At 66.9% G+C, this 13,123-nt stretch carries 7 protein-coding genes and 1 pseudogene; 4 read left to right on the top strand and 4 right to left on the bottom strand.

Annotation, left to right across the window (positions count from 1 at the left end; translation table 11 throughout):
* The first annotated feature begins 105 nt into the window (after positions 1–105).
* The 3 genes from ACT89H_RS15840 (at position 106) to ACT89H_RS15850 (ending at position 4,522) form a co-directional block, all read left to right on the top strand.
* On the top strand, positions 106–1,497 hold the full coding sequence (locus tag ACT89H_RS15840; protein ID WP_498049534.1) for a helix-turn-helix domain-containing protein: 1,392 nt from the start codon (positions 106–108) through the stop codon (positions 1,495–1,497).
* Positions 1,498–1,596: 99 nt separating this feature from the next.
* On the top strand, positions 1,597–2,850 hold the full coding sequence (locus ACT89H_RS15845; protein ID WP_445109382.1) for a pyridoxal phosphate-dependent aminotransferase: 1,254 nt from the start codon (positions 1,597–1,599) through the stop codon (positions 2,848–2,850).
* Between the two features lie 394 nt (positions 2,851–3,244).
* Positions 3,245–4,522 (top strand): YibE/F family protein, encoded by a 1,278-nt coding sequence (locus ACT89H_RS15850; RefSeq protein WP_445109383.1) that lies wholly within the window; start codon positions 3,245–3,247, stop codon positions 4,520–4,522.
* A 50-nt stretch (positions 4,523–4,572) separates the two neighbouring features.
* Here the strand turns inward: ACT89H_RS15850 and ACT89H_RS15855 are convergent, their stop codons facing one another.
* Positions 4,573–5,883: a DUF7159 family protein gene (locus ACT89H_RS15855; protein ID WP_445109384.1), complete on the bottom strand. Its 1,311-nt coding sequence runs from the start codon at positions 5,881–5,883 to the stop codon at positions 4,573–4,575.
* Between the two features lie 150 nt (positions 5,884–6,033).
* Complete coding sequence (locus ACT89H_RS15860; RefSeq protein ID WP_445109385.1) at positions 6,034–7,356, bottom strand: UDP-glucose dehydrogenase family protein; 1,323 nt, start codon at positions 7,354–7,356, stop codon at positions 6,034–6,036.
* 148 nt (positions 7,357–7,504) lie between these two features.
* Between ACT89H_RS15860 and ACT89H_RS15865 the strand changes: the two genes are divergently transcribed.
* Complete coding sequence (locus ACT89H_RS15865; protein ID WP_445109386.1) at positions 7,505–8,041, top strand: YdcF family protein; 537 nt, start codon at positions 7,505–7,507, stop codon at positions 8,039–8,041.
* Between the two features lie 120 nt (positions 8,042–8,161).
* Here the strand turns inward: ACT89H_RS15865 and darG are convergent.
* Positions 8,162–9,204: pseudogene (darG, locus tag ACT89H_RS15870) on the bottom strand (type II toxin-antitoxin system antitoxin DNA ADP-ribosyl glycohydrolase DarG); the annotation flags it as partial.
* 758 nt (positions 9,205–9,962) lie between these two features.
* On the bottom strand, positions 9,963–13,115 hold the full coding sequence (locus ACT89H_RS15875; protein ID WP_445109387.1) for a (Fe-S)-binding protein: 3,153 nt from the start codon (positions 13,113–13,115) through the stop codon (positions 9,963–9,965).
* Positions 13,116–13,123: the final 8 nt, after the last annotated feature.

The raw sequence follows: 13,123 nt of genomic DNA on the forward strand, positions 1-13,123 counted from the left end.
TTGCGCTGCCCTTCCGCTGCCTTTGATACGGGCCGCATTTCATCTGTGGCCGCGCTCACAATCCGCTCGTACTCTGGAAGGAGTTCGCTCGGAAGGGATGACACCGTGGTCACGCATTGGTCAGGCAAAGAGGCCCGTGCCCTTCGCGATGCCAAGCGGATGAGCATCAGGGAATTCGCCGCCCATCTGGGCGTGCACGAACGCTTGGTGTCGAAGTGGGAAGCCGGGGGCGTCCGGGTTCATCCACGGCCGATCAACCAAGCCGCTCTGGATACCTCACTGGCCAGGTCCGACGATGTGGTGCGGGCACGGTTCGCGGCACTGATCGATCCGCCCGCGATCGATCGAGCCGTATCGCCGGTTTTCGATGCTGCCGACGCCTCGGCGCGTGTTCATTATTCGAGCGACGCGGACCTTTTGGCTCTCATAGACGCCGGTGCGATGAGAGGTGCTGCGTTGGCGGCGATTTCGGAGAGGGATCTGATCATGGCGGCTGCCCACGAGGCCAGCGAGCACGCCGGCGAGGCCGAGCGCACCAATGTCGGTGCGAGCACCTTGGAACAGCTCGACGCGGATGTCGTGCGCATCGCGAACGACTATGTGCGCATTCCGCCGGTGCCGATGATGGTGGAGATGGTGCGGGTGCGGCGGCGGGTGTATCGGTTGCTGGACGGTCATCAGCGGCCCGCCGATACCGGCCATCTGTATCTCCTGGCGGGCACCCTCTCGGGCCTGCTCGCCAACGCGAGCACCGACCTCGGCTACTACGACGCGGCGGGCGAGCAGGTCCGCGCCGCCTGGGCCTACGCCGAGTTGTGCGGGCACAACGGGCTTCGAGCCTGGACTCGCGGCATGCACGCGCTGATCGAGTACTGGTCGCAGCGCCCGCGCCGGGCGGTTCAGCTCGCCCAGAGCGGGCAGGAGTTCGCCGAGTCCGCGACAGCGCAGGTGCGCCTGCTCAATATCGAGGCGCGCATCTGGTCGGCGCTGGGCAGCGCCGCCGACACCGATCGCTGCGTCCGGGCGGCCGGCGACGCCCGCGAGATCGGCGCGACCGACTCGTTGCACGACGAAGTGGGCGGCGTCTTCGGGTTCAACGACGCCAAGGCCAACTACTACGCGGGCGCCACCTACATCCATCTCGGCCAGGCCGGGCCCGCTCTCAGCGCCACCCAGCGAGCCATCGAGCTGTATTCGAACGGACCGTCCGAACAGCGCTCCTACGGCGCCGAGGCACTGGCCCGGGTCGACTGCGCGGCCGCCCACCTGATCAACGGCAGCCTGGACGGCGCGGCCGAGGCACTGCAACCGGTGCTCGGGCTCGACGAGGACAAGCGCATCGCCCAGCTCGAGGAACGGTTGACCGGCGTGCGCAGGCGGATCGCGGCTCCGGCCTACCGCGACTCGGTCGAGGCGCGCCGGTTGGACGAGCGGATCGAGGAATTCTGCGGCTCGACGGCGGCCAAGGGCATCCCGCCGGGCGGCGCTGCCCAGTGAGGGACGCGTCACATCCGGCGGGGCAGCGGCCGCCGTCGCGAGCGCGGCGGCCGGAGGTAGCTCGGACAGGCGATTTATCCAGTTGCGACGGATGGCACCATGGGACGGGTGAGTCCTCAACATCCGCACCGCCCCCCGCGTGTTCTGGAGCAGTCCACGAAGCTGCAGAACGTTGTCTACGAGATCCGTGGACCGGTACACGCGCACGCGGCACGGCTGGAGGCCGAGGGCCACCGCATCCTCAAGCTCAATATCGGCAATCCCGCTCCGTTCGGTTTCGAGGCGCCGGATGTGATCATGCGCGACATCATCGCCGCGCTCCCGTACGCCCAGGGCTACTCCGATTCCAAGGGCATCCTCTCGGCGCGGCGCGCGATCGTGACCCGCTACGAACTCGTACCCGGCTTCCCCGAGTTGGATGTCAACAGCGTCTACCTCGGCAACGGCGTGTCCGAGCTGATCACCATCACCATGCAGGCCCTGCTGGACAACGGCGACGAGGTGCTGATCCCGGCGCCGGACTACCCGTTGTGGACCGCCATGGCCAGTTTGGCGGGCGGCACCCCGGTGCACTACCTGTGTGACGAGGCCAACGGCTGGCAGCCCGACATCGCCGATATCGAATCGAAGATCACCGACAAGACCAAAGCGCTGCTGGTGATCAACCCGAACAACCCCACCGGCGCGGTGTACTCCGCCGAAGTGCTCCAGCAGATCGCCGACCTCGCCCGCAAGCATCAGCTGCTGCTGCTCGCCGATGAGATCTACGACAAGATCCTCTACGACGACGCCAAGCACATCTCGCTGGCCACCGTGGCGCCAGACCTACTGTGCCTGACCTTCAACGGGCTGTCCAAGGCCTACCGAGTCGCGGGCTACCGCTCGGGCTGGCTGGCGATCACCGGCCCGAAGGAGCACGCGGCCGGGTTCCTGGAGGGCATCGACCTGCTCGCCACCTCGCGGTTGTGTCCGAACGTGCCCGCGCAGCACGCGATTCAGGTCGCGCTCGGCGGCCATCAGAGCATCGAGGACCTGATCCTGCCCGGCGGAAGGCTGCTCGAACAGCGCGACGTCGCCTGGGAGCGGTTGAACATGATCCCCGGCGTGTCGTGTGTGAAGCCGAAGGGCGCGCTCTACGCGTTCCCGAAGCTGGATCCGAACGTGTACGAGATCTACGACGACTCGAAGCTGATCCTGGATCTGTTGCTCCAGGAGAAGATCCTCATGGTGCAGGGCACCGGCTTCAACTGGCCGTACCACGACCATCTGCGGATCGTCACGTTGCCCTGGGCCCGGGATCTCGCGGTCGCGATCGAACGCTTCGGCAACTTCCTGTCCAGCTATCGCCAGTAGCGGGGGTCGGTGACGGACAACGGAATCGCCCCGCTTCCAGGGCCGGAAACAAACCTGACGTACGAATACCTGTCGAATTTGGCGACCAGCTAGCGCAAAAGACGTAGTTTTGTGTACAGTGGTCTTCGGCACTTAGAGTGCCCGGTCGGATTGCCTACCCCCCCTGGGCATATCCGGCCTTCGGGTTAGGCCGCCTACCCCCCTGGGCCGCCTGCCCTGCGGGCGGCGGAGACATCCCCCTGCTCTCCGCCGCCCCCCTTCTAAGTTCTTCTTCTCTCCGATCGGTTCGCATCGACTGTGTATCCGCTGTGTTGCCGACCGCCGCGACCGTCTTTGAAAATGAAATCCTTTAAGCTCGCTCCGGGCGGAAACACATCGGACAGGTAGGAGCGCGGTGAGCGACCACCACCATCACCACGATCATTCGGGACCGATCGCGATCGGCGCGACCGCGGCGCGGGTGGTCGTCGGGCTACTCACCGCTATCGGAATCGTCGTCGTCCTCGGCGCGATCGCACTGTGGCCGAGCAAGCAGCACATCGACATCCCGCTGCCGATGCAGAACGCGGGCGGCGGCGCGGTGCAGACCGAGGCGGGCACCGTGGTGTTGCAGGATGTGGGGCCGTGCGGCAGCCCGTCGCTGGGCAAGGTGTTCGTCGACAAGCCCGAGCCGCCGCGCAACAACGCCTACACCTGCCAGCGCAGCCTGATCGCGATCGAATCCGGACCGCACAACGGCAACCACACACTGCTGGAAATCGCCCCGGGCCCAGGACAACCCGACCTGCACGCTGGTGACGCACTGCGGCTGGTCCGCCAGACCGATCCCAGCGGCACGCCGCTGTATTCGTTCGAGGACTACTCCCGCGGCCTGCCGCTCACGCTGATCGTGCTGGCTTTCGTCGTGGTGATCATCGCGGTGGCGCGCTGGCGCGGCGTGCGTGCGCTGCTCGGCCTGGTGTTCGCCTTCGCGGTCCTGGTGCTGTTCCTGCTGCCCGCCCTGCTGGACGGCAAACCGGCGATTCCGGTCGCCTTGGTCGCGGGCTCCCTGATCCTCTACGCGGTGCTGTATCTGGCGCACGGCGTGAACCTGCGCACCAGTTCGGCGCTGCTCGGCACACTGACCTCGATGCTGCTGGCCGCCGCACTGTCCTGGCTCACCATCGAGATGACCCACCTCACCGGGCTTTCCGAGGAACAGAACACGAACGTCGCGACCTACCTCGAGCACGTCAGCATCACCGGATTGCTGCTGGCCGGATTCATCATCGGTTCGCTCGGTGTGCTCAACGACGTCACGATCACCCAGGCGTCGGCCGCCTTCGAGCTGGCCGCCATCGACCGGTCGGCCTCCCGGCGTGAGGTTTTCGCCGCCGCCATGCGCGTGGGACGCGATCACATCGCCAGTACCGTCTACACCCTGGTGCTCGCCTACGCCGGTGGGGCGCTGCCGCTGTTGCTGCTGTTCAGCGTGGCGGGGCGGTCCATCCGCGACGTGCTGACCGGTGACGCCGTGGCCATCGAGATCGCGCGCTCGGCGGTCGGCGGTATCGCACTGGCGCTTTCGGTGCCGTTGACCACCGGTATCGCGGTGCTGCTGGCGCGCCCGTTCACGACGAAGCAACCCACACCTGCGCCGCGCCCGCGTCGCGCGCGGCACGCGAGGGTCTGAACGGGCCTGATCGCCATCTCGCCACCGGACGTGCGGCCCGGTCGCTCGGCTCAGCGTTGCGGCGGCGGCGGGGGGAAGGGGAAGACCTCCGGCGGGATGGTGGGCACCACGATCGGCGGAAGGCCCGGCACCACGATGGTGTTCGGGCCGGGCGCCGGCGGCGCCTCGCTGGTGGTCTGCCGCCGGTTGGGCGGTGGTGCGGCGACCGATTCGTGCGCGGGCGACTCCGTGGTGCCCGGAGCGACCGCGACCTGCGGATCCATGGTGGTCGTGTGGGCTGGGGTGGTCGGCGACAGCGATGGTGATCCCTCGCTGGTGTGCGCATCCCGTTCCAGCACCTGCGGTCCGTACCCGAGGCCGAGCCCGATCGCGGCGACCACGGCCAGTGCGCTGACCGTCAGCACCGCGCCGCTGATCTCCCGCTTGCCGCGCTGGGCCGGAGCCGACAACCAGGCGGGTGACAGCTCGTCGTCCAGCGCGGCGCTCGCCGTGGCGGTCTCCTTGCGAACCGGTCTGGCCAGCAGCGCGGCGCCGCGAGCCATCACGGTCTCCGGGCTGTCCGGCACGATGACGGGCACGCCCATCCAGCGTTCGAGCACCCTGGCCACCAAGGGGATCCGGGAGCAACCGCCGATGGCGAGCACGCCGTGCACCGGGCGGTCCGAGCGCACGATCACGTCGCGCGCCATGCGCGCCGACGACTCGATGGCCAGCATGATCAGCGATTCGAAGTTCTCCTGCGCGAGCAGAACCAAACCCTGCTCGCTCGGCAGCGCCACCGCGGTGTTGGTGGTGAGCTGCTCTTTGGCCTCGCGGCACAGTGCGTCCAGCGCGGCCAGGCCCGCGGCGTCCGGCGGGTGCGCGATCCGCCCCGAGGCGATCTGCTGCTCCCGGATCAACGAGTCGAGATAGTCGCCGCTGATGTCGCTGGTGCGTTCGCTATGCCGGACCTCACGAGTCTGTGTATCGACCACGCTCACCGTCAGACCGGAGCTGCCCAAGTCGTAGACCACCAGCGAGGATATCCCCCGGACATCGCCGGTGGCCTGCGCGAACTCGAGCACGGCCGCGATCTCGGGCACGAGTTCGTAATTGGTCAACTGCTGGCGGGCCATGGCGGCGCGGATGGCGCGGGCGTGCTGCTCACTGCGGTAGGCGATCGCGGTGGCGCCGATACCCGGCGTGGCCTCCAGGGTGACTCCGATGGCCTCCGCCGCCAGCTCTTCCACGCTTTGGTCGACGACCGGAATGGTCTGCAGATCGAAGGAATGTGGGGCGATATGCCCGTGGGGGTTTGCGGCGTGCGGTCGCGCCATACGGACAGCACCGGCCCCCACCGAAACTCCCAGTACCGAACTCATCAGCTGTCCATCTCGTTTCACACTGCACGACATGCGAGCCCCCGCCATCCGTCGGCGCAGACCCGCTGGACGGACCCTACCGTCGGCGATCAGCTGTGCTGAAGGCAGGACTGGTCATCTGTCTGGCAGTAGCCCGCCTCGCCCGCAACTCTACGGCGTACCGAGTCCCGCGTACACCCATCCGGCCGCTCGCCAAGTGGCCCGATCGAGACAGTTCCGGCCGTCGATGATCGAGCGGGCGCGCACCACCCGGGCCAGGTCCTCGGGGCGCAGCGCGGTGAATTCGTCCCACTCGGTGAGCACGAGCACCACGTCGGCGCGCTCGCACGCCTCGGTGACCGAGGTCGCGTAGTTCAGGGTGGGGAACACCCGGCGCGAATTCTCCAGTGCCTTGGGGTCGTAGACGGTCACCACGGCACCGTGCAGCTGGATCATGCCCGCCACGTTCAACGCGGGAGAGTCGCGGACATCGTCGGATTCCGGTTTGAATGCCGCGCCGAGCACCGCGACGTTGGCCCCGAGCAGTGAGCCGCCACAGGCGCGGGCGGCCATGTCGACCACCTTGGTGCGGCGACGCATATTGATGTTGTCCACCTCACGCAGGAAGGCGACGGCGTGGTCGGCGCCGAGCTCACCGGAGCGGGCCATGAACGCGCGGATGTCCTTCGGTAGACATCCGCCGCCGAAACCCAGTCCGGCATTGAGGAATCGACGGCCGATGCGCGCGTCGTAGCCGAGTGCGTCGGCCAGCGTGGTCACATCGGCGCCGGTCGCTTCGCACACTTCCGACACCGCGTTGATGAACGAGATCTTGGTCGCCAGAAACGCGTTCGCGGAGACCTTCACCAATTCCGCTGTGGCGAGGTCGGTCAGCAGGAACGGGACCTCGGCGGCGATCAGGTCGGCGTAGATCTCGCGCACCAGATCCTCGACCCACCCGGCGGCGGCGCGCTCCCGATCGACCCCGAGGACCAGTCGGTCCGGCCGCAGGGTGTCTTTGACCGCGAAGCCTTCCCGGAGGAATTCCGGGTTCCACGCCACTTCGACGTCGGTGGAACTCAGTGCGCGAGCGCGCGTTCCCAGTGCGGCGGCCGTACCGACCGGAACGGTCGACTTGCCGATGATCACCGAGGGACGTTCCAGCAGCGGGGCGAGCGTATCCACCACCGCGTGCACGTATTTCAAGTCGGCGGCGTACTCGCCCTTTTTCTGCGGCGTGCCCACACCGAGGAAATGCACATCGGCGTGCGCGGCCGCTTCGGCGTAGGAGGTGGTGAACCGCAGCCGGCCCGCATCGAGGTTGCGACGTAGCACACCCTCCAGGCCCGGTTCGTAGAACGGCACCACTCCGTCGGACAGTTTCGCGACCTTGCCCGGGTCCACGTCCACTCCGATGACGTCGTGCCCGAGTTCGGCCATGCACGCCGCGTGCGTGGCCCCGAGATACCCGGTTCCGAAGACTGTGCATCGCATGATCGATTGGTAAGCCCCGCCGGTGGCCACGCCACGTCAGTGAGGCAAGGGTCCGGGCAACAGTAGATGTACATGCGGCGACATCGCCGATCCAGGCGTTCTGACCTGGCGGAACGGTCGCGGACGCCGCCCGGCTAGCATCGGCCCAATGCGACGTCATCGGGTGGCCTGGACCGCGCTCGGCGCAGGTCTGGCGGTGGTTGTCGCCACGGTGGCGCTGTGGCCGGTCTACGTGCGTCCGCGGACCGATCCGCCCGCGCGGGCGGACGCCGTTCTCGTACTCGGCGGGGCGCACGACGGCCGCGAACAACTCGGCCTGCGCCTGGCGCGCGAGGGGTACGCGCCACGGGTGGTGTTCTCCAACCCCTATGAGAACAGCGCCATGCTGAACCGTATCTGTCACGGCGGCTACCGCTTCGAGGTGCTGTGCTTCGACCCGTCCCCCCGCACCACCCGCGGCGAAGGCCGCGAACTCGCCCTCCTCGCCCGCACCCACAATTGGCACCGGGTCATCGTCGTCACCTTCACCCCGCACGTCTCCCGAGCCCGCTACGTCCTGGAAAAGTGCTGGGACGGAGAACTCCTCTTCACCGACCCCGAACCCGACCTCTCCCTCCCACGCTGGGCCTACGACTACGTCTACCAATCGGTGGGCTACCTGAAGGCCTTCTTCGAGGACTGCTGAACCGCTCGCACCGGTAGCGCAGCCTCGGCCTTACCGCTTTGCCCGGGCGTCCCGACGGCCTTCCCCTGCAGATCCTCGAATGGATGGTCGCTCCTCTGCGCCGGCGCCGTGCGAATGCGACAGCAAGTGATGTAGCGCCGCCTCCACATGCGCATCGGTATAAATACGGCCTTTTCGCTCCGTCCAACCGCGTACGGCCTCGGCGGCATTTCCCGGATCAATCGAAGCTTGCCTTCGCATCACCCAGTGTGTGCTGGCCAGCAACTCGATTCCATAGGGGCCCTCGAATCCTTCCACCGTTTTCAATACGGTATCGACGACGTCCGCGACCTGAAGTCCGGCGCTTGTGCCCAAGAACTCGTTCAGATCCTTCTCGCCGCTCTCGGTGAGCGCGATCGGATCGTTGTCGAGTGTTTTTCCTGTGCCGTTGCCGAGCCCGGTGGTGTAGCCGCCCTCTATCTCTTGCAGGACGAGCCTGACTTTCTCACTGTAAGGACCGTAGCGCGCGGGGATGAACTGCAGACCGAGTGCAGGCTCGTAGAATTCCGCGAAATACATCAGTTTCTGTATCTGGAGGTGCGAAGCGCCGGAAGGGTCCTCCCATGGCTCCTGTGCGCGTCGTTTCGAGATGTAGGCGCGCAGAAGATTAAGCGTCAGCGCTTTTCCCAGGTCATCCGTAGCGTGGACGGTGCGTCCAGTTTCCGGGGCCCTGGTGCGGGTTGATACAGGACAGCCGTGACGTCGGGCTTGGCCGAGAACGCGGACCGCAGTCTGGGTTCGACGTCCGCCCAGTTCAATCCGCCGTTTCCCGCTCCGAGCGGCGGTATGGCGAGTGACTTGATACCGAGTTCGTCGACGATCCGCAGGAGATCGGTGAGCCCGTCGTCGATATACGATAATTTGGACGGTGCACGCCAGTGCTTCTTCGTAGGGAAGTTTATAATATATCTCGGGCCGTCCAGCTGGCCAGTCGTGAAAACGAGCATGTGACCGATCCGAACATCCCCACGTTCGCATGCTCTTCTATAATCTTCGAACATTTGCGGATAGCGTCGTTTGAATTGAAGTGCAATTCCCTTGCCCATAACGCCTACGCAATTCACTGTGTTGACCAGCGCCTCGGCATCCGCTGCCAGCAGGTCGCCCTCGCCTTCGACTATCATCAAATCACCTCCTCAGTAGTACATCTTCGGGTCGACTCCATACTCTCGTATGCCACCGACATCTTCCAGGTGTGACCGCACCCGGCGCAATGTATCTTCCCGGAAGCAGCGAACTTGTCGACGATGTCGCCGAGCGCCGCGCCGAGCATGACGAGCGGTCCACGTCCCTCCTGGTACCCGTCATGGCCACGACAGACGCGGTAGGGCATCGGTGACTTCGCGGCCGCCACCCGAGAGGCCGGCAGCATCCGCCCTTCGGCGACCATGCTGGGCAAGTTCGAGACGTGAGTGAAATGCCAAACAAGCCAGTGATGCGGATTATCCGGGGTGGGTGGTCCGCCCCGCGCGGCGAAGCCCGAGTCTGGAAAGTACCGCGAAGTCAAAGCTCCCCCCGGGCTTGGTCGACGTACGCCAGGAACACCGTAGCGGATCGGTGCGATGCCGAACGTGAGCTCTGTACGGAAAGAACTGCGGCGTAGCGGATTTGGGAGCGCAGATGTGCATCGATGACGCAGCTGAAGTGCAGGCTCGGACCCGGCCGCGCTGACCATGGCCGCGGTCGACGACGGCGCGGACATCACGTTCCTGCTGATCGACATGGCCGCGCCCGGTATCGAGATCCGGCCGCTAGTGATGACCTAGACGGGCATCTCCCTGTTTGGGATGCGGTGCGAGGCAGGGACGTTCACCGGCCCCGGATACGACTCGGCCGGGTCCGCTGTGGGACCCGGCCGATGTCGGTGTGGAGTTGTTCTGGCTCAGCTCTTCCGGCCCGGCGCCTTCGCACCGGCCTTGAAACCGAGACCGCCGGGCTTGGCCGTGGGCGGCGCGACTTCCGGTGCGCCGTTGCCGCTCATGCCGTTGGACTGTTCCGGTTCGTCGGCAGGTTCAAGCTGCGCCGCAGCAGTTTCCGCGGCGGGGACCTGCTCCGTCGGAGCCGGTTCGGCGGGGGCCGCATCCGTCGGGGCCGGTGCCGGGCTCGCCTTGCCGGGGGCCTTGGGGCCGGGCCGCTTGAAGCCGGACTTCATGGCCAGACCTTTGGCGGGCACCGTCGGCTTGGACTCGGTCGGCCCGGTTTCGGTCGCCTTGGCTTCGGCCGGTTCCGTAACCGTCTCGGCGGGCGCTGCCTCGGCTTGCGGGGCAGCGGATGCTGCGGAAGCCGGAGCCTTTGCTCCGGGCGCCTTGGCCGCGCCCTTCATGGCGAGACCACCACCGGGCGCCTTCGCACCGCCCTTCATGCCCAATCCCTTGACCGGCTCGGCCGCCGGAGCTTCGGTTGCGGAAGTCTCGGCGGGGGCTTCGGCGGCGGGTGCGGCGGCGGCCTTGGCTCCGGGTGCCTTCGCACCGCCCTTCATCCCCAGACCACCGGGCGCCTTCGCCGGGCCCTTCATGGCCAGACCCTTCGCCGCAGCGGCAGGCGCCGACGAAGCCTCGGTCTGCGCCGGTTCGGCGGCCGGAGCCTTGGCGCCTGGTGCTTTCGCGGCACCCTTCATACCGAGACCGCCGCCGGGCGCTTTGGCGGGGCCCTTCATCGCGAGACCGCCGCCACCGGGTGCCTTCGCCGGACCCTTCATAGCCAGACCGCTGCCGGTCGGCGCGGCCGCCTTGGCGGGAGCTTCGGCAGCCGGGGCGGGTTCGGGCTCCGGTTCCGGCTCGGGCTCCACCTCGGGCGCCTTCGGCTCCTGGATGACGGTCAGGTTCTCGGTCAGCACCGCGGGCTCGACGCGGTCGATGGCGTCCAGCATCAGCTGGGCGACGTCCACCACCTCGACGCCCTCGCCCTCGCCCTTCTCCTGGCGCGCGGTCACGCCGTCGGTGAGCATCACCCGGCAGAACGGGCAGCCGGTCGCGATCTTCGCGGGCGAGGTGGTCAGCGCCTCGTCCACGCGGTCGATGTTGACGCGCTTGCCGAGCTGCTCTTCCATCCACATCCGCGCGCCACCGGCGCCACAGCACATGGACCGCTCGCCGTGCCGGGGCATCTCGACCAGGTTCGAGCCGGACGCGGCCATCAGCTCGCGCGGCGCGTTGTAGATCTTGTTGTGGCGGCCCAGGTAGCAGGGGTCGTGGTAGGTGACGTTCTGTGACACCGACGCCACCGGGATCAGCTGCTTGCCCCGCACCAGACGATTGAGCAGCTGAGTGTGGTGCACGACCTCGTAATTGCCGCCGACCTGCGGGTACTCGTTGTTCAACGCGTTGAAGCAGTGCGCACAGGTGACGACGATCTTCTTCTTGCGATCCTCGACGCCGGCGAACACCGAGTTCAGCAGTTCGATGTTCTGCTGGGCCAGCTGCTGGAACAGGAACTCGTTACCCGCGCGGCGAGCGGAGTCGCCGGTGCAGGTCTCCTCGGCGCCGAGCACCATGAACTTCACGCCCGCGGTGGCCAGCAGTTCGGCGACCGCCTTGGTGGTCTTCTTGGCGCGGTCCTCGTAGGCGCCCGCGCAGCCGACCCAGAACAGGTACTCGTAGCCGTCGAAGCTGTCGGCATCGCGGCCGAAGACCGGGACCTGGAAATCGAGCTCGTTGATCCAGTTGAGCCGGTCCTTGGCGTTCTGACCCCAGGGGTTGCCCTTGTTCTCCAGATTCTTGAACAGGCCCGCGAGCTCGGAGGGGAATTCCGATTCGATCAGCACCTGGTAGCGGCGCATGTCGATGATGTGGTCGACGTGCTCGATGTCCACCGGGCACTGCTCGACGCACGCGCCGCAGGTGGTGCAGCTCCACAGCACCTCGGGATCGATGATGCCCTGCACGTCCGCGCCGCCGACCAGCGGACGCTGCGCCTCGGCCCTGGCGGCCTCCGAGATCTTCGCCAGCGCGGCCTCGTCCGGGTTGCCCTCGGCGTCGACCAGGCCGACCTCGTCGCCACCCAGGTCCGTGCGGCCACCGGCGAGCAGGTAGGGAGCCTTGGCGTAGCCGTGGTCGCGCAGCGACATGATCAGCAGTTTCGGCGACAGCGGCTTGCCGGTGTTCCAGGCGGGGCACTGCGACTGGCAGCGACCGCACTCAGTGCAGGTGGTGAAGTCCAGCCAGCCCTTCCAGGAGAAGTCCTCGATCCGGCCCGCGCCGAAGGTGTCGGTGTCCGGGTCGGCGGTCTCCATGTCGACCGGCTTGCCCTTCGACATCATCGGCTTGGCCGCGCCCAGCGCGACACCACCGTCGTCCTCACGTTTGAAATAGATGTTCGGAAACGCCGACAAGCGGTGCCACGCCACGCCCCAGGTGACATTGCGGCCGACGTAGTAGAGGAACGCCATGCCGGACATCAACTTCACGAAAGCGAACAGCGCCACCATCGTGGTGTTCGCGGGCAGCAGCTTGGCCACCTGCATGGTGAAGAAGTCGGTGGCCGGGTTGAAGTGACCGTAGGCGGCGATCTTTCCCGCCTTCACGAAGATCATGCCGAGGGCCTCGAGCAGCACGATCGCCTCGATGACGTAGGCCGGGCCGAACTTGGAACCGCTGAACCGGGAAAGCCGCTCGGGTACCCGCGGGTGGTTGAGCTGTCGTAGGGCGATCAGCGTCAGGATGCCGACCACCGTGCCGATGCCCAGGATCTCGTCCCACAGGTGGTAGATCGCCAGGTCGCCGATGATCGGCCAGTGGAACGCCGGGTCGAAGGTCTGCCCGTACGCCTCGAACCACAGCATGGCTCCACCGATGAAGCCGATCATCACCAGCCAGTGCGCCCAGCCGACGGTGCGGAATTTGTTCATGCGCGTGTGCGCGATGAACTCCACGAGCATCTGCTTGAAGCGCGGAAAGAAGGGCCGCCAACGGTCCGGCGCCGGCTGTCCGATCATGATGGCGCGCGCGATATTGCGGACGCCGCCGATGAACGACGCCCAACACAGGAGGCTGAGCGCCGCCCCAATCGTGCCCAGCGTCACTGTCAGGGCATTCATGTCGCGAC

Source organism: Nocardia aegles, from assembly GCF_052545135.1.

Excerpts from the sequence above, each read along its gene's own strand:
- ACT89H_RS15875 (WP_445109387.1), bottom strand. The coding sequence starts at position 13,115 with ATGAATGCCCTGACAGTGACGCTGGGCACGATTGGGGCGGCGCTCAGC.
- ACT89H_RS15845 (WP_445109382.1), top strand. The coding sequence starts at position 1,597 with ATGGGACGGGTGAGTCCTCAACATCCGCACCGCCCCCCGCGTGTTCTG.
- ACT89H_RS15865 (WP_445109386.1), top strand. The coding sequence starts at position 7,505 with ATGCGACGTCATCGGGTGGCCTGGACCGCGCTCGGCGCAGGTCTGGCG.
- ACT89H_RS15855 (WP_445109384.1), bottom strand. The coding sequence starts at position 5,883 with ATGAGTTCGGTACTGGGAGTTTCGGTGGGGGCCGGTGCTGTCCGTATG.
- ACT89H_RS15860 (WP_445109385.1), bottom strand. The coding sequence starts at position 7,356 with ATGCGATGCACAGTCTTCGGAACCGGGTATCTCGGGGCCACGCACGCG.